At 66.5% G+C, this 16,614-nt stretch carries 16 protein-coding genes; 4 read left to right on the top strand and 12 right to left on the bottom strand.

Annotation, left to right across the window (positions count from 1 at the left end; all coding sequences use genetic code 11):
* Positions 1-35: 35 nt before the first annotated feature.
* Entirely contained in the window at positions 36-665 is a 630-nt protein-coding gene (rpsD, locus tag B3587_RS03860) for a 30S ribosomal protein S4 (protein ID WP_228178756.1), read from the bottom strand.
* A 158-nt stretch (positions 666-823) separates the two neighbouring features.
* A complete protein-coding gene (locus B3587_RS03865) occupies positions 824-2,188 on the bottom strand; it encodes a replication-associated recombination protein A (RefSeq protein WP_292726672.1) in 1,365 nt (454 codons plus the stop codon).
* A 124-nt stretch (positions 2,189-2,312) separates the two neighbouring features.
* Between B3587_RS03865 and B3587_RS03870 the strand changes: the two genes are divergently transcribed.
* Complete coding sequence (locus B3587_RS03870) at positions 2,313-3,569, top strand: DUF349 domain-containing protein (protein WP_228178760.1); 1,257 nt, start codon at positions 2,313-2,315, stop codon at positions 3,567-3,569.
* Between the two features lie 67 nt (positions 3,570-3,636).
* Positions 3,637-4,185 carry a hypothetical protein gene (locus B3587_RS03875; RefSeq protein WP_228178761.1) on the top strand — a complete coding sequence of 183 codons (549 nt, stop codon included), beginning with the start codon at positions 3,637-3,639 and terminating at the stop codon, positions 4,183-4,185.
* On the opposite strand, the gene B3587_RS03880 is transcribed toward B3587_RS03875, so the two are convergent.
* The 10 genes from B3587_RS03880 to pdxS all read right to left on the bottom strand — a co-directional run bounded on the left by B3587_RS03880 (position 4,172) and on the right by pdxS (position 14,339).
* On the bottom strand, positions 4,172-6,439 hold the full coding sequence (locus tag B3587_RS03880; protein ID WP_292726675.1) for a RelA/SpoT family protein: 2,268 nt from the start codon (positions 6,437-6,439) through the stop codon (positions 4,172-4,174). The genes B3587_RS03875 and B3587_RS03880 overlap by 14 nt on opposite strands.
* Positions 6,440-6,491: 52 nt before the next feature.
* Positions 6,492-7,481 carry a protein translocase subunit SecF gene (secF, locus tag B3587_RS03885; protein ID WP_292726677.1) on the bottom strand — a complete coding sequence of 330 codons (990 nt, stop codon included), beginning with the start codon at positions 7,479-7,481 and terminating at the stop codon, positions 6,492-6,494.
* Positions 7,481-9,202, bottom strand: a complete 1,722-nt coding sequence (secD, locus tag B3587_RS03890; protein WP_292726679.1) for a protein translocase subunit SecD — start codon at positions 9,200-9,202, stop codon at positions 7,481-7,483. Before secD ends, secF begins: the two co-directional genes overlap by 1 nt.
* A gap of 20 nt (positions 9,203-9,222) precedes the next feature.
* The gene (locus B3587_RS03895; protein WP_228178770.1) at positions 9,223-9,675 is read right to left on the bottom strand and encodes a preprotein translocase subunit YajC; all 453 of its coding nucleotides are present in this window, start codon (positions 9,673-9,675) and stop codon (positions 9,223-9,225) included.
* A 67-nt stretch (positions 9,676-9,742) separates the two neighbouring features.
* Positions 9,743-10,765 carry a Holliday junction branch migration DNA helicase RuvB gene (gene ruvB, locus B3587_RS03900; protein WP_292726682.1) on the bottom strand — a complete coding sequence of 341 codons (1,023 nt, stop codon included), beginning with the start codon at positions 10,763-10,765 and terminating at the stop codon, positions 9,743-9,745.
* Positions 10,758-11,369 carry a Holliday junction branch migration protein RuvA gene (gene ruvA / locus B3587_RS03905; RefSeq protein ID WP_292726684.1) on the bottom strand — a complete coding sequence of 204 codons (612 nt, stop codon included), beginning with the start codon at positions 11,367-11,369 and terminating at the stop codon, positions 10,758-10,760. The genes ruvB and ruvA overlap by 8 nt, the downstream gene beginning before the upstream one ends.
* 78 nt (positions 11,370-11,447) lie before the next feature.
* Complete coding sequence (gene ruvC / locus B3587_RS03910; RefSeq protein ID WP_228178773.1) at positions 11,448-12,011, bottom strand: crossover junction endodeoxyribonuclease RuvC; 564 nt, start codon at positions 12,009-12,011, stop codon at positions 11,448-11,450.
* 46 nt (positions 12,012-12,057) lie between these two features.
* Positions 12,058-12,816 (bottom strand): YebC/PmpR family DNA-binding transcriptional regulator, encoded by a 759-nt coding sequence (locus B3587_RS03915; RefSeq protein ID WP_228178775.1) that lies wholly within the window; start codon positions 12,814-12,816, stop codon positions 12,058-12,060.
* 36 nt (positions 12,817-12,852) lie between these two features.
* Positions 12,853-13,455, bottom strand: coding sequence for a pyridoxal 5'-phosphate synthase glutaminase subunit PdxT (gene pdxT, locus B3587_RS03920; protein ID WP_292726722.1), 603 nt, complete (start codon positions 13,453-13,455; stop codon positions 12,853-12,855).
* Positions 13,449-14,339, bottom strand: a complete 891-nt coding sequence (pdxS, locus tag B3587_RS03925) for a pyridoxal 5'-phosphate synthase lyase subunit PdxS (protein ID WP_414683112.1) — start codon at positions 14,337-14,339, stop codon at positions 13,449-13,451. Before pdxS ends, pdxT begins: the two co-directional genes overlap by 7 nt.
* 63 nt (positions 14,340-14,402) lie before the next feature.
* On the opposite strand from pdxS, the gene B3587_RS03930 reads away from it, so the two are divergent.
* Both B3587_RS03930 and pdxY read left to right on the top strand, forming a co-directional pair.
* Complete coding sequence (locus B3587_RS03930; RefSeq protein ID WP_292726689.1) at positions 14,403-15,758, top strand: aminotransferase class I/II-fold pyridoxal phosphate-dependent enzyme; 1,356 nt, start codon at positions 14,403-14,405, stop codon at positions 15,756-15,758.
* Positions 15,755-16,606, top strand: coding sequence for a pyridoxal kinase PdxY (gene pdxY, locus B3587_RS03935; protein ID WP_292726691.1), 852 nt, complete (start codon positions 15,755-15,757; stop codon positions 16,604-16,606). Before B3587_RS03930 ends, pdxY begins: the two co-directional genes overlap by 4 nt.
* Positions 16,607-16,614: the final 8 nt, after the last annotated feature.

Here is a 16,614-nt window from a genome sequence, read left to right on the forward strand (position 1 = left end):
GTTGTTGGCCGCTTCGCGGCTGTACTACGCGCCGCTTAGCGCGCCGCGTAGTACTCAACGACGAGCTGAACGTCACAGACCACGGGCACCTCGGCGCGCTTGGGGCGACGCACGAGACGGGCGTGGAGCTTGTCGAGCTCGACCTCGAGGTAGCCCGGAACCGGGGGCAGAACCTCGGCGTGTCCGCCGGCCGCGGCGACCTGGAACGGCTCGAGGCCTTCGCTCTTCTCCTTGACGTGGATGAGCTGGCCGGGTGCGACGCGGAACGAGGGGCGGTCCACGGTCTTGCCGTCGACGAGGATGTGGCGGTGCACCACGAGCTGACGAGCCTGCGCGGTCGTGCGGGCGAAGCCGGCACGAAGAACCAGCGCGTCCAGGCGCATCTCGAGCTGCTCGACGAGGTTCTCACCGGTCAGGCCGTCCTTGCGGCGGGCCTCGTTGAACGCGATGCGCAGCTGCTTCTCGCGGATGCCGTACTGCTCGCGCAGACGCTGCTTCTCGCGCAGGCGGACGGCGTAGTCGCTGTCGGCCTTGCGCTTGGTGCGGCCGTGCTCGCCCGGTGCATAGGGACGCTTCTCGAGGTAGCGAGCTGCCTTGGGGGTAAGTGCGACGCCGAGGGCGCGCGACATGCGCACCTTGCGGCGGTCCTGGGACTTCGTAGGCACGAAGGATTCCTTCCGATGACATGGCCGCGACTCTCGCGACTCATGGACGTATCCCGCACTCCCGCTTCGGTTCGCACGTCGCAGCGCACCGAAAGGTGATCTCGAGTGAGGGGATATCCGAAAACTCGGTTTCGAACCGAACTAGTCTACCAGAGCTCTCAGTCCCCGCCGGAAGCGGCGCCCGAGCCGGGCTCTTCCGGCCTGCCGAGGATGCGGCGGATTCGGCTCCACCGTGCCGCAATCTCCCGTTCTGCGCCACGGGAGGTCGGGCGATAGTAGCTGCGGTCGCGCAGCGCATCGGGAAGGTACTGTTGCGCGACCACGCCGCGCTCATCGTCATGCGGGTAGCGGTAACCCTTCCCGTGTCCGAGCCGCGCGGCTCCCGGGTAGTGCGCGTCCCGCAGGTGCGGCGGGACTCTGCCGCCACCGCCCTGGCGCACGTCGGCGATCGCGGCATCGATCGCCAGATACGCGGCGTTCGATTTGGCCGTGGTCGCGAGGTACACCGTCGCCTCAGCAAGCGGAATACGTCCCTCGGGGAAGCCGATCAGTTGAACCGCGTCGGCTGCCGCAACCGCGAGCGGGAGGGCCTGCGGATCTGCGAGACCAATGTCCTCGGCGGCCGAGATGATCAGACGACGTGCGATAAAGCGGGGGTCCTCCCCCGCCTCGATCATGCGCGCAAGATAGTGCAGCGCGGCATCCGGATCCGACCCGCGGATCGACTTGATGAACGCGCTGATGACGTCGTAGTGCTCGTCGCCCTGACGGTCATATCGAAGGAGCGCCCGGTCCACCGCCTGCGCGACGTGCTCGGCGGTGATCGTGCCGGCTGCCCCGTCGGCTTCCGGTTCGGCGAGGGACGCCGCTGCCTCCAGGGCGGTAAGGGCGCGGCGGGCGTCACCGGAAGCGAGCCGCACGAGTGCAGCGCGTGCTTCGTCGGTCAGGGCCACGGCACCGGCAAGTCCGCGCGCATCCGACACCGCCCGGTCGATGAGTTCGGCGAGATCGGCATCCGTCAGCGGCTGCAGCGTCAGCAGCAGCGACCTGGACAGCAACGGCGAGATGACCGAGAACGACGGATTCTCCGTGGTTGCGGCGATCAGGACGACCCAACCGTTCTCGACGCCAGGCAGCAACGCGTCCTGTTGCGCTTTGGTGAATCGGTGGATCTCGTCGAGGAAGAGGATCGTGGAGGTTCCGTACAGGTCGCGCTGCGTCAGAGCGTCCTGCATCACCTCGCGCACATCCTTGACTCCGGCGGTGACAGCCGACAGCTCGACGAAGCGGCGACCGGATGAGCGCGCGACAGCCTGGGCGAGAGTGGTCTTGCCGGTCCCCGGCGGACCCCAAAGGATGACGGATGTCGCCGCTCGCGCGCCACCATCGGGATCCGCGAGCACGACAAGCGGCGCACCCGGCCGCAGCAGGTGCTGCTGTCCGGCGACCTCGTCGAGGGACGTGGGTCTCATCCGCACCGGCAGCGGGGTTTGCCCGGAGAAGAGCCCCGCCGTGTTCGCCATGGGATCCAGGCTAGCCGCGCACGACGACATCGCCGCCGCATCCGAGCCTGGCCGCGGAGGCGCTCCGTATTAGGCTTAAGCGTCCATCCCCCGCAGGCGGCTTCGCCGCATTGAGGTGCCTTCCGTGTCAGACACAGCTTCGTCCTCCACCCCCGTCGAACAGCCCTGGGGCCGCGTCGATGACGACGGCACGGTTTCGGTTCGCGAAGGCGACCAGTGGCGCGTCGTCGGTCAATACCCTGACGGCACCGCTGAAGAGGCTCTGGCCTACTACGAGCGGAAATTCTCTGATCTCGCCTCCGAGGTCACACTCCTGGAAGTTCGCCACCGCCGCGGTGGTGCCAGCGCCGCGGACCTGCGTGCGACAGCTGCGACCCTCAGCGGGAAGATCTCGGGAGCGTCAGCTGTCGGCGACCTCGCAGCGCTGAGCGCCCGGGTCGAGGCTCTCACCGCGTCGCTGACCGAAGCGAGCGCCGCCGAGGCCGCTCAGGCTCGGGAGGCCGTGGATGCCGCGATTGCCGAGCGGACACGGCTCGTCGAGCAGGCCGAAGCGATCGCCGCGCGCGACCCCAAGACCGTGCAGTGGAAGACGGCCTCGGCCGAGATGAGCTCGCTGTTCGACCAGTGGCAGTCTCACCAGCAGAACGGTCCGCACCTTCCCAAGTCGATCTCGCAGTCGCTGTGGAAGAGATTCCGAGACGCGCGGGCAACTGTCGACAAGCACCGCCGCGAGTTCTATGCCGAGCTCGATGAGGCGCACAAGGCAGTTCGTGAGCGTAAGAACCGTCTGGTTGAGCGCGCAGAGGCGCTCGCGCCGCGCGGCGAAGACGGCATCGGCGCCTACCGTGACCTGCTGAACGAGTGGAAAGCTGCGGGCCGCGCCGGCAAGAAGGTCGACGACGCACTATGGGCTCGGTTCAAAGCTGCCGGGGACGCGCTCTATTCGGCACGGGCGGGTCGTGAGGCTGCGGAGGTCGAGGCATCGAAAGAGAAGATCGACGCCAAGCGGGAACTCCTCGAGCGGGCACGCCCGATTCTCGACATGTCAGACCTTGCCGCTGCGCGCAGCGCCCTCACCGCGATTCAGCGGTCGTGGGATGACATCGGTCGCATCTTTCCGCGCGATCAGGAGCGTGCCCTCGATGATGAGCTGCGCAAGATCGAAGTGTCGGTCCGTGCGCGCGAGGACGCCGAGTGGACGCGGAACAATCCCGAGACCACGGCACGTGCCAACGACATGACCCGCCAGCTGTATGACGCGATCACCAAGCTCGAGGCGGAGCTTGCCGAGGCCACCGCACGTAAGGACCAGCGGGCGATCAAGCAGGCAAGCGAGGCTCTCGAGGCCCGGCGCGCCTGGCTCCGCGCGGTCGAGGGCTGACCGGGACTTCTCCACAGACTGACAACAGCGCACCGGCGAGTGAGTCGACCGGAGGCAGACTGCGGGGATGACCTCGCCGTTTCTGTACTTCGTCGATGAGCGACTCTCGCTGGCGGAGCTGTCTGCCGCACGCCTCGACGGGCACCTCATCGAGATCGACGCCGCCTATATGCCGGCAGACACCGTGGAAACGCCCAGCGCGCGGGCAGCGTCTCTGGGGCCCTTGCTTCGCGATCTCATGGCGGCGACTCACCTCTCGGCAGCATGGGTGCACGGTGTCATCAGTGAGCCGCCCTCCCGGCATACCGTGCAGCGAGCGGTGCCGCATCGCATCCACGGCGTCATCCATCGCCGACTCCACTATCGAGACCCGTACCTGCCCGCCAGCGACCTCTACCGGATCGGCGGGGTGCTGGTCACGTCTCCGGCGCGGACGGTCGCCGACCTTGCTCGCGTGGGTGACGCCGACCACCGGACAGCTCTCGACGGCTTTGCGCGAGACCCCGCGACGATCCGGGCAGGCATCGACTGGCTAGAGCACGCCGGCACCGTTCCGCACAAGGTGCGAGCCCTCGACCTGTTGCGTTCCCGCAGCGCTGAACCTACGAGGACGTGACCCGGTAGACGTCGTAGACGGCATCGATGCGGCGGACCGCATTGAGGACGCGGTCAAGGTGGACGATGTCGCCCATCTCGAACACGAAGCGGCTAATCGCCAGACGGTCGTTCGTGGTGGATACGGATGCAGAGAGGATGTTCACGTGGTGTTCGCTGAGTACGCGAGTCACGTCACTGAGCAGCCCTGAACGGTCGAGGGCTTCGACTTGGATCTGCACCAGGAACACACTCTTGGTCGTCGGGGCCCACTCCACATCGATGAGGCGTTCGGGGTCCGAGCGCAGCGATGCCACGTTCGTGCAGTCAGCTCGGTGCACGGAGACACCGCTTCCCCGCGTCACGAACCCGAGGATCTCGTCGCCGGGCACCGGCGTGCAGCACTTCGCGAGCTTGACGAGGATGTCGGGTGCACCGCGCACGAGAACGCCCGAGTCACCGGCGCGCGGCTGACGCGAGCGCCCGACGTGCGGGAGGTCGATCGGCCCCGTGGCCGTGTCGTTCGATGCGCTGACGAGCGCCGTGACCTTCTCGATGACCGACTGCGTCGAGACATGGCCTTCGCCGACAGCCGCGTACAGTGCTGATACGCCTTCGTAACGCAGTCCGTCAGCCACTTCGCTGAGCGTGTCCTGGTTCATCAGTCGCTGCAGCGGCAGGTTCTGGCGTCGCATCGCGCGCGCGATCGACTCCTTGCCCTGTTCGATTGCCTCTTCGCGCCGCTCCTTCGTGAACCATCCCCGGATCTTGCTGCGAGCTCTGGTGCTCTTGACAAAGCTCAGCCAGTCCTGGCTTGGCCCGGCATCCGGGTTCTTCGAGGTGAACACCTCGACGACGTCCCCGCTCTTGAGCTCGGACTCGAGGGGAACGAGCCGCCCGTTGACTTTCGCGCCCATCGTGCGGTGACCGACTTCGGTGTGCACTGCGTAGGCGAAGTCGACCGGCGTCGCGCCCGCCGGAAGTCCGATCACGCGCCCCTTGGGGGTGAAGACGTAAACCTCTTTCGCGCCGATCTCAAAGCGCAGCGAATCGAGGAACTCTCCCGGGTCGGCGGTTTCTGCCTGCCAATCCGAAATCCGCGCGAGCCACGCGAGATCTGCGTCGACGGCTTTGTCGTCGATCTTCCCGCCGGCCATCCGCTCCTTGTACTTCCAGTGGGCTGCCACACCGTACTCGGCCTGCTGGTGCATCTCGTGGGTGCGAATCTGGATCTCGACGGTGCGACCCTCCGGTCCGATCACCGTCGTGTGAAGCGACTGGTAGAGGTTGAACTTCGGGGTGGCGATGTAGTCCTTGAACCGCCCGGGCAACGGCGTCCACCGGGCATGAATCGCACCCAGCACGGCGTAGCAGTCCCGCACCGACGCGACCAGAATGCGGATGCCGATGAGGTCGTAGATGTCGTCGAACTCGCGACCCCGCACCACCATCTTCTGATAGACGGAGTACAGCTGCTTCGGGCGACCGAGTACGCGCCCGCGGATACGCAACTCGCGCAGATCGGTGTCGACGGCGTCGATGACGTTCTGCAGGTACTTATCGCGCTGCGGGGTGCGCTGCTTGACCAGGCTCTCGATCTCGGCGTAGAGCTTCGGATGCAGAACAGCGAACGACAGGTCCTCGAGCTCGGACTTGATGGTCTGGATACCGAGGCGATGCGCGAGTGGTGCGTAGATCTCGAGCGTCTCGGTGGCCTTCTTGCGGGCCTTCTCGGGAGGGACGAAGCCCCACGTCCGTGCGTTGTGCAACCGGTCAGCGAGTTTGATGAGCAGGACACGGATGTCGCGCGACATCGCGACGATCATCTTGCGTACGGTTTCTGCCTGCGCGCTCTCGCCGTACTTGACCTTGTCGAGCTTGGTCACCCCGTCGACGAGCATCGCCACCTCGTCGCCGAACTCCGCGGCGAGGGCATCGAGCGAGTAACCGGTGTCTTCGACGGTGTCGTGCAGAAGGGCGGCCGCCACAGCCTTGGGGCCAAGGCCCAGATCGGCGAGGATTTGGGCCACAGCCAGCGGATGCGTGATGTAGGGCTCGCCGCTCTGACGCTTCTGTCCCGAATGGGCGCGATCGGCGATCGCGTAGGCGCGCTCGATGATCGCCAGATCACCCTTGGGATGGTGCGTGCGGACGGTGCGCAAGAGCTTCTCGACATCGTCGCGACGTGCGGCACGCGAGAAGATGCGCGGCACGAGCCTCAGCAACGACGAGGACCCTGGAGGCACGCTCTGGGCGGGCGGGACTGTCTCGGTCACCCGGTAGCCCTCCCTTCGCTGGAGCCCATATCCTACGCTGCGCTAGGGGCGATCAGGCCGAAGCTACCGCCTGTTCGCGGGCGGCGAGGACCCGCTCATCGCGCTGACGGATGGCCGGCTCGCCCTCACGGAACAGCGAGAACAGCGGCGCCGCGACGAACAGCGTCGAATAGGCCGCAACGATGATTCCCACGAAGATCGACAGTGAGATGTCGCTCAGCGTCTCGGCTCCGAGCCAGAACGCCCCGATGAACAGGATCGCGCCGACCGGCAGGATCGCCACGACTGTCGTGTTGATCGAGCGGACCAGCGTCTGGTTCACTGCCAGGTTCACCGACTCGCCGAAGGTGCGGCCCGATATCTCGCCGTCTTCCGAGGTGTTCTCCCGGATCTTGTCGAACACGACTGTCGTGTCATAGAGCGAATACGCGAGAATCGTGAGGAACCCGATCACTGCGGCAGGCGATATCTCGAAACCGAACAGCGCATAGATCCCCACCGTGATCACCAGCACGTCGACGAGGCCGATGATTGCTGCCGCAGACATCTTCCAGGTGCGGAAGTACAGCGCGAGGATGATGAAGGTCAGCGCGAGGAAGATGGCCAGACCCCAGAGCGACTGGCGCGTGACGTCCTGTCCCCAGCTCGGGCCGATGAACGACGTGGTCACCTCGCTCGCGTCGACGCTGTACGCCTCGGCGAGTGCTGCAGCGACATCGCGCGTCTCGGCATCCGTCATCTGATCGGTCTGGACGCGGATCGTGTCGGCACCGACTGTCGCGACCTTCGTCGTCGCGCCCGGCACGACCGACTGCACTGCTTCGGTGGCGATGAGCTGGTCGGTGCTGGTGGCACGCGAAACGGTGAACTGGGAGCCCCCGGTGAATTCGATCGAGAACTGAATCGGCCTGATGAAAGGCACAAGTGCCGAACCGATGACGAGGATCGCGGCGATGATGAACCACAGCCGCCGCTTGCCGACGAAGGGGAAGGACGTCTTCCCGCTGTACAGGTCGTTTCCGAGCTGGTTGAGGGAGCGCATCAGGGGGTGTCCTCTCCCTCGGTGGTCTGGCTAGAGCCGGACGTGCGGGACTCGGCAAGCTTGCGCTCGGCGATCGTCTGGCGGCGCGCGGCCTCACCTTTGGAGCGAGACGCCCGCTTCTCGGCGGCTGTCTTTGGCGCCACGACCGGCGCGCGGAACTGTGCCCGCCCGCGGTAGACGGCGCCCAGGGCGTCGGGATCGAGGCCCGAAAGCGGGTGGCCGGATGAGAAGAATCTCGTGCGGGCCAGCAGCTGCATCACGGGGTGCGTGAAGATGATGAAGATCAAAACGTCGATCGCGGTCGTGAGGCCGAGGGTGAAGGCGAAACCCTTCACCGTTGCGTCGGCCAGGATGTAGAGCACGACCGCCGCGAGAATGTTGATCGACTTCGAGATGTAGATCGTGCGCTTCGCTCGCGACCAACCGTCTTCGACGGCGCCGGTGATCGACTTGCCGTCGCGCAATTCGTCTCTAATGCGTTCGAAGTACACGATGAACGAGTCAGCGGTGAACCCGATCGACACGATCAGACCCGCGACACCGGCGAGCGAGAGCCGGAAGCCCATGCGCCAGCCAAGGATCAGCAGCATCACGTACGTGAGCACCGCCATCACGACGAGGGAGGCGATGATCACGAACCCGAGGGCGCGGTAGACGATGAGCGAGTAGATGGCGACCAGGGCCAGGCCGATAAGGCCCGCGATCAACCCGATCTGCAGCTGCTGGGACCCGAGGGTTGCCGAGATCGTGTCAGAGCTCACGACGACGAAGCTCAGCGGTAGCGCACCGTACTTCAGCTGGTCGGCAAGGACCTTTGCGGACTCCTGCGTGAAGCTGCCGCTGATGCTCGGGCGTCCGTCGAGGATCTGCGCATTCATCGACGGAGCGGTCAGGACGTAGCCGTCGAGGACGAAGGCGAACTGGTCGAGCGGCGGCGTCGCTCCGAAGAGCCGCTGGCTGATCTGCCCGAAGGTCTCAGTCCCGGACTCGTTGAACTGCAGGTTCACGACCCATCGACCGGAAGTCTGCTCGAGTCCGCTCGTCGCGTCGACGATCGATGACCCGTCCAACTCCACCGGTCCGAGGATGTACTTGACCGTTCCCGATGCGTCACACGTGATGAGTGGCTCATCAGTGGGCGCGTTCGCGGGATCGTTGTCCGGGTTCGCACAGTCGTACGCAAGAAACTCCGCCTGCAATGCCGGCGTGATCCAGTTGGTGTCGCTCCCGCTGGTGGGCTCCACTGTCGGCGTCGACTCGAGGCTGGGGTCCGGCGTCGGATACGGGGTGGACTCGCCGTCCTCGCCGATGAACGACGTGGCAGGCGACCCCGTGTACAGCACAGCTCGCAGCTGCAGCTGCGCGGAGGCCTCGATCCTCTGCCGGGTCTGCTCGTCTGCCTCGCCCGGGATCTGCACGACGATGTTCTTGCCACCCTCTGTGGTGACCTCAGCTTCGCCGACACCCGAGGCGTCGACACGCTGGCGGATGATCGTGACAGCCTGATTCATCTGCTCGGCCGACGGGTCAGCACCGTCCGCGGTCTGCGCTTCGAGAATGATCTGGGTGCCGCCCTGCAGGTCCAGGGCGAGCTCCGGTGCCCATGAACTTGCGTTGAACCCATAGACGCCCAGGGCGTTGATACCGAACAGAACCGCCGTGATTGTCAGCAGACCGGTGAGGGCCCGCCAGGCACGGCGAACAGGAGTGGATGCAGCCACGGGATGCTTTCCAGAAAGGGTCAGGCGTTGGGCTTGGTGTCGCCGTCGCGCCCGTCGGCGTCGGTCTCGGCGGCCGGCTCCGCGTCCGTGGTCACAGCATCCGAGGACTCGCCGTCGTGGGTCTCGTGATAGTTGTCGACGATGTCGTCGAAACCGTCGTCGGTTTCGTCCTCAACCTCGTCAGCGGGCGTGATGATCCGCAGAATCGCCTGGCTGTGGACCTTGATGTCGACGCCGGGCGCGATCTCGACAACCGCAGGCTGGTCGAGATTGTCGGGGTCGAACTCGACGATGGTGCCGTACAGGCCGCCCTGCAGCAGCACCTCGGCGCCGGGAACGGTCTGGCGCGCCTTCTGTGCCTGCTCCTCGCGCTGCTTCTTCATGCGGCGGCTGGAGTTCCAGAACATGAACACCAGGAGGGCGCCCAGCAGGATGAGCAGGCCGTAGTTGAGGAAGAAGTCCTGGAAGTTCATGAAGAAGGGCGCCTTTCGGGTGCGGCCGCGCAGACGTCGGGCCGCGTGGGGTCAAAGCCTCCAGGAATTATAGGTCATCGAATCTCAGCGTCTGATCGGCATGACGTACACCGAGGTGCGCGTAGGCGTCAGGAGTCGCAACGCGGCCGCGGGGGGTGCGGCCCATGAAGCCGATGCGCACGAGGTAGGGCTCGATCACAGACTCGATCGTGTCGGCTTCCTCGCCGACGGTCACGGCGAGAGTGTTGAGTCCGACGGGACCGCCATGGAACCGGCGCACGAGCGCCTCCAGGACGGCGCGATCAAGTCGGTCAAGGCCAATCGCGTCAACGTCGTACAGGTCGAGGGCGGCGTCTACGGATGCCGCAGAGGCGCTGCCACCGTGGACGACGACGTAGTCGCGGACCCGCCGTAGCAGCCGGTTCGCGATGCGCGGTGTCCCTCGTGAGCGCCGGGCGATCTCGGCGCGAGACTCGGCTGGCAGCGGAACGTCCAGCATCCGCGCCGATCGCTCGAGGACCCGCTCCAGTTCTTCGGGCTCGTAATACTCCAGGTGCGCTGTGAAGCCGAACCGATCTCGCAGCGGATTCGGGAGCAGGCCCGCGCGCGTCGTGGCGCCCACGAGCGTGAACGGGGCCAGATCGAGAGGGATGCTCGTGGCACCGGCGCCTTTGCCGACCATGATGTCGATCCGAAAATCCTCCATGGCGAGGTAGAGCATCTCTTCGGCAGAGCGAGCCATGCGATGGATTTCATCGATGAAGAGCACTTCACCGGGAGTCAAGCTCGAGAGCAGAGCCGCGAGATCGCCGGCGTGCTGGATCGCCGGTCCACTCGACATCCGCAGCGGCCGTTCGCTCTCGTGAGCGACGATCATGGCGAGCGTCGTCTTGCCCAAGCCTGGTGGACCGGCCAGCAGGATGTGATCGGCGGGTCGCTCCTGAAGGCGTGCTGCGTCGAGCAGGAGCTGAAGCTGTCCCCTGACCTTCGTCTGCCCCACGAACTCAGCGAGGGACGACGGCCGCAACGCTCCCTCGATCGCGAGCTCCGACTCATCCTTCGAGGGCGCGGGGTCGGTGAGGTCATCCACGGGTCGTCTCCTTGCGTGCGGGCCCGAGCTCTGCCAGCGCTCGGCGCAGCAGATCCTGCACTGACGCCTCGGAGGCGGCATCCTCGATGACGCTCGCTGCCACCTCGGCGGCGTGGCGCTCGGGCCATCCGAGCCCGGTCAACGCGGCTGTCACCGCGTCAGCTCGGCTGTCAGATCCGGATGCCGCGCGCGACGCCGCAGCGGGGGCTATGACCTTCCCCGTCAAGTGCAGCACGATCAGCTTTGCCGTCTTCGGGCCGATTCCCGATACCCGACGGAAGGGCGCGTCGTCTTCGGCGGCGACAGCGGTGGCGATCTGATCGACCGACATCGCGCTGAGCACTCCCAGTGCGGACTTCGGGCCGACGCCGGTGACTCCGACCAGCAGCAGAAACGTCGTCAGCTCGTCGCGGGTCTCGAAGCCCACGAGGCTCAGTGCGTCCTCTCGGACGATCAACGATGTGTGCAGGAACAGCGGTTCACCGACTCGCGCCGCGCGGGCGACGTCGGGCGTCACGGCGACGTTGAGTCCCACTCCCCCGACTTCGATCACCACCGAGTCCAGGTCGGCGTAGCCGACGACGCCCCGCACTGACGAAATCATCGTGCTCCTTCCGTTCGGCGCGGCCCGCGCCTCAGAGCAGGCTATGCGGCGAATCGGACATTTGTTCGAGCGACACGCTCAGACCCGAGCGCGCCGCTCGGCATCCCGCCAGGCCTGCTGCGCCTTGGTCAGCGAGCCGCCGGTCGCCGCGCGCGCCTGAGGAGCGCCGCGCCACGCATGACACAGAGCGAGCGCCAGGGCGTCGGCGGCGTCTGCAGGCTGCGGGAGGACATCCAGCCGCAGGATGCGCGCCACCATCGTCTGCACTTGGCGTTTGTCGGCGCTGCCGTACCCGGTGATCGCGGCCTTGACCTCGGTCGGGGTGTGCGTAGCCGCCGGAAGACCCCGCTCGCCCGCGAGCATCAACGCGATACCGCTGGCCTGCGCAGTACCCATGACCGTGCTCCGATTGTGCTGGGCGAACACGCGCTCCACCGCAACGACATCGGGCCGATGCGAATCCAGGATCTCGCGGATGCCGGACGCGATGCCGGCGAGCCTCAGCTCGATGGCGAGGTCGGCATCCGTCCGGATCACGCCGACATGGACAAGTGCCGCAGAGCGGTCGGCAGCGACATCCACGACACCCACGCCGCAGCGGGTGAGGCCGGGATCGATTCCGAGCACGCGAACAGTCGCCACCCGGTAACGCTAGGCGCGACGAGCGGCGGTGCCCAGAAGGCGCGCCCTACTCGTCGTTCTCGAGCTCGGCCTGGACCTCGGCCGACAGGTCGAAGTTGCTGTAGACGTTCTGGACGTCGTCGCTGTCTTCGAGAGCGTCGATGATCCGGAAAACCTTGCGTGCAGTGTCGGCGTCGACCTCGACCTTGAGCGAGGGAACGAACTCGACATCCGCCGACTCGTAGTCAAGGCCCGCCTCCTGCAGCGCCGAACGCACGGCGACGAGGTCGGATGCCTCGGTGATGACTTCGAATCCCTGAGCGTGCGGCTCGATCTCCTCGGCCCCTGCCTCGAGTGCCGCCATCATGACGTCGTCTTCTGTGGTGCCCTCACCCGAGACGACGATGACTCCCTTGCGGTGGAAGTTGTAGGCGACTGACCCGGGGTCTGCCAGCGTTCCTCCGTTGCGCGAGAGCGCTGTGCGCACTTCGGCTGCCGCGCGGTTCTTGTTGTCGGTCAGACACTCGATCATGAGGGCCACGCCGCTCGGTCCGTAGCCTTCGTAGAGGATCGTCTGGTATTCGACGGCGTCGCCCGAGATGCCTGCACCGCGCTTGATTGCGCGGTCGATGTTGTCATTGGGAACCGAGGTCTTCTTCGCCTTCTGCACGGCGTCGTACAGCGTGGGGTTACCAGCGAGATCGGCACCGCCGAGCTTGGCTGCGACTTCGATGTTCTTGATGAGTTTGGCGAACGACTTGGCACGACGCGCGTCGATGACGGCCTTCTTGTGCTTGGTCGTCGCCCACTTGGAGTGGCCGGACATGCGCTCGATTCTATCGGCCGCGTGAAGCGTGCTCCGTCAGGCTGCCGAGCGCACGGCGCGCAGAAACAACTCGTGGAACCGCGTCTCGCCGGTCACCTCGGGGTGGAACGAGGTTCCGAGCAGGGCACCCTGGCGGACGGCGACCACACGGTCGTCGTCGAGGGATGCCACGACCTCGGCTCGCTCCCCGACCTGCTCGACCAGCGGCGCACGGATGAAGACCGCGTGCACCGCTGGCTCGCCGAAGACTGGCACATCGATGTCAGTTTCGAACGAGTCGACCTGGCTTCCGAACGCGTTGCGGCGCACGATGACGTCCAGGCCACCAAATGTCTGCTGACCATCGATGCCATCGATGATGTCGTCGGCCAAGAGGATCAGGCCGGCGCACGTGCCGTACATCGGCATCCCGGCCTCTCGCGCCGCGATGATCGGCTCACGCATCCCGAAGGCTCGGGACAACTTGTCGATCACGCTGGACTCGCCGCCGGGGAGGACCAGCCCGTCGACAGCGGCGAGTTCCTCGGGTCGGCGCACGACGGAAACCTCGACGTCGAGGCCGCGCAGCACCGCCACATGCTCGCGCACATCGCCCTGGAGGGCGAGCACACCGACATGCGGACGGGTAGTGCTCACCAGCCCCGCTCGGCGAGGCGATGGGGTGCCGGAAGGTCGGCGACGTTGATGCCGACCATCGCTTCGCCGAGGCCCCGGGACACGTCCGCGATGACCTTCGCGTCGTCATGGAAGGTCGTCGCCTTCACGATCGCCGCCGCGCGCTCCGCCGGATTCCCGGACTTGAAGATGCCCGATCCGACGAAGACGCCGTCGGCCCCGAGCTGCATCATCATCGCGGCATCCGCGGGCGTAGCAACGCCCCCAGCGACGAAGAGCACGACCGGCAGCGTTCCGGTCTCAGCGATCTCGGCGACGAGCTCGTACGGAGCCTGAAGTTCCTTGGCGGCGACGTACAGCTCATCCTTGGAGAGCGCACCGAGTGCGGCGATCTCGCCCTTGATCTTGCGGATGTGCTTCATGGCCTCAGAGACGTCACCGGTGCCGGCTTCGCCCTTCGAGCGGATCATCGCGGCGCCCTCGTTGATACGGCGCAGAGCCTCACCGAGGTTCGTGGCACCGCACACGAAAGGCACCGTGAAACCCCACTTGTCGATGTGGTTGACGTAGTCGGCGGGCGAGAGTACCTCGGATTCGTCGATGTAATCCACGCCGAGCTCCTGCAGCACCTGAGCTTCGACGAAGTGCCCGATCCGCGCCTTGGCCATGACCGGGATCGACACCGCCTCGATGATGCCGTCGATCATGTCGGGGTCGCTCATGCGCGACACGCCGCCCTGCGCGCGGATGTCAGCGGGCACCCGCTCCAGGGCCATCACCGCGACGGCGCCCGCGTCCTCGGCGACCTTCGCCTGGTCGGGGGTGACGACGTCCATGATGACGCCGCCCTTGAGCATTTCGGCGAGCCCGCGCTTGACGCGAGACGAACCGGTGGTGGATGCGGACACGAGGATCCCTTCGTCTTGACCTATGCCAAAACCTAGCATGTCCCACCGCTTAGACTCGTCGGGATGACTGCCCTCGATGCGCACCCGGCCATCGCCGGCTCGACGGCGACCGACATCGCGGAGAGCGTTCGGGGCCTCGTCGAACGCGGCGTGCTCGCTCCCGGTGACGCGCTCCCCCCGGTCCGCGCCCTGGCCGAGCGTTTGGGCGTGAATCGCAATACTGTCGTCGCTGCCTATCGCCATCTCGCCCAGGCGGGAACTGTCGTGACACGGGGCAGGGGCGGGACCCTCATTGCCGGATCGCCCCGGATGCCGCAGGAGGGCTTTGCTTCCGGAACGGTTCTGCGCGACCTCGGCACCGGAAATCCGGATGCCGCACTCATCCCCGATCCAACCCGCCTGCTCTCGCGCGTCACTGGCCGACCCGTGCTCTACGGTGAGCCGGTCATCGACCGCGACTTCGAGGCGTGGGCGAACGCGTGGATGCGCGAGGCGATGGTCGATCAGCCCGAGCTGCGGTTGACGATCACCGGCGGCGCGTCAGACGCGATCGAGCGCCTGCTCGGACAGTCCCTCGCCCGTGAGGATGCCGTCGCCGTCGAAGACCCCTGCTTCCTGTCGACGATGAACATCCTGCGTTTGGGCGGCTACCGGGCGGTGCCGGTTCCTGTCGACGACGAAGGAATGACTGTCGCCGGCCTCCGTGCGGCCCTGGATGCCGGGGTGCGTGCCATCGTGAGCACCCCCCGCGCCCAGAATCCCACCGGCGCCAGCCTGTCAGCAGCGCGGGCAGCCGCGTTGCGCGCCGAGCTCGCCGCGCACCCGTATGTTCTCGTCGTGGAGGACGACCACTTCTCCCTCCTCTCCGAGCGCCCCTTCCACACGATCGTCGGACCCGATCACGAACGCTGGGCTCTCATCCGGTCGGTGTCGAAATTCCTCGGCCCCGACATGTGCCTGGCGGTCACCGCGTCGGACCCCGAAACGGCGGCACGTCTCGCGCTGCGCCTGAGCCCGGGAACGACGTGGGTGAGCCATCTGCTTCAGCGCCTTGCTCACGCGCTGCTCACCGACGATGCAGTCCGCGACGACATCCGTCGTGCGGGAGCCCACTACGCCGAACGCAACGCTGCAGTTGCGCAGCTGCTGCAGAATGCCGGTGTTCCGGCGCATGCGGCCGACGGCCTCAACCTGTGGGTGCCGCTCGGGGCCCCAGCTCGCGCTGTCGGCGAGCATCTCATGCGGCGCGGGTGGCTCGCGCGCTCCGGCGAAGAGTTCGTGCTCGCCGGGGAGGATGCCGCCCAGCACCTGCGCCTGACCGTTCACGACCTCACCGATGCCGAGGCGACACGCCTGGCATCCGATCTGTCAGCCGCTATCGACGCGGCTCGTTCCACGAAAGCAGGCCAGCCCTCATGAAGATCCTTTCGATCCAGTCCGCCGTCGCCTACGGCCACGTCGGCAACTCGGCAGCGGTGTTTCCGCTGCAGCGCATCGGCGTCGAGGTCTTGCCGGTGTACACCGTGAACTTCTCCAACCACACCGGGTACGGCGCCTGGCGCGGACCGCTGATCTCGCCGGCGGACGTCGCGGAGGTGCTCACCGGCATCGAGGAGCGCGGAGTCTTTCCGCAGATCGACGCGGTGCTGTCGGGCTACCAGGGCTCCGAGGGCATCGGAGATGTGATCCTGGACGCCGTCGCCCGGGTCAAAGCCGCCAACCCGGCGGCGGTCTACGCCTGCGATCCGGTCATGGGTAATGCGAAGTCAGGATGCTTCGTTGCGCCGGCCATCCCGGTGCTGCTGCGCGAGCGTGTAGTTCCCGCTGCCGACATCATCACCCCGAACCAGTTCGAGCTCGGCTTCCTGACGGGCACCGAACCCGCCGATCTCGAATCCACGCTCGTCTCGGCGGATCTCGCCCGCGCCATGGGCCCGCGGACGGTCCTGGTCACCAGTGTCGAACGCCCTGACGCTCCCGAGGGCACGATCGAGATGCTCGCCGTCACCGACGACGGCGCATGGATCGTACAGACGCCGCGCATCCCGATGAAGGCGAACGGCTCCGGCGATGTGACTGCCGCGCTGTTCACCGCCCACTACGGGGCGACCGGTGACGCCGCGCTCGCCCTCGCACGGACGGTCTCAAGCGTGTTCGATCTGTTGCAGAACACGTACGGCTCGGGCGAGCGGGAACTGCAACTCATCGAATCGCAGGAGGTTTATGCCCACCCGCGGATGCAGTTCGAGGTCGCACGCGTTCGCTGACCTCTACG

The sequence above is a fragment of the Microbacterium sp. UBA837 genome (assembly GCF_002296025.1).
Lineage (GTDB): Bacteria > Actinomycetota > Actinomycetes > Actinomycetales > Microbacteriaceae > Microbacterium.

What these genes read in the sequence shown, in the direction of transcription:
- ruvA (WP_292726684.1), bottom strand. Translation starts at nt 11,369, where the DNA reads ATGATTTCGTCAGTGCGGGGCGTCGTCGGCTACGCCGACCTGGACTCG.
- B3587_RS03895 (WP_228178770.1), bottom strand. Translation starts at nt 9,675, where the DNA reads ATGAACTTCCAGGACTTCTTCCTCAACTACGGCCTGCTCATCCTGCTG.
- B3587_RS03875 (WP_228178761.1), top strand. Translation starts at nt 3,637, where the DNA reads ATGACCTCGCCGTTTCTGTACTTCGTCGATGAGCGACTCTCGCTGGCG.
- B3587_RS03865 (WP_292726672.1), bottom strand. Translation starts at nt 2,188, where the DNA reads ATGGCGAACACGGCGGGGCTCTTCTCCGGGCAAACCCCGCTGCCGGTG.
- pdxY (WP_292726691.1), top strand. Translation starts at nt 15,755, where the DNA reads ATGAAGATCCTTTCGATCCAGTCCGCCGTCGCCTACGGCCACGTCGGC.
- B3587_RS03915 (WP_228178775.1), bottom strand. Translation starts at nt 12,816, where the DNA reads ATGTCCGGCCACTCCAAGTGGGCGACGACCAAGCACAAGAAGGCCGTC.
- secF (WP_292726677.1), bottom strand. Translation starts at nt 7,481, where the DNA reads ATGCGCTCCCTCAACCAGCTCGGAAACGACCTGTACAGCGGGAAGACG.
- B3587_RS03930 (WP_292726689.1), top strand. Translation starts at nt 14,403, where the DNA reads ATGACTGCCCTCGATGCGCACCCGGCCATCGCCGGCTCGACGGCGACC.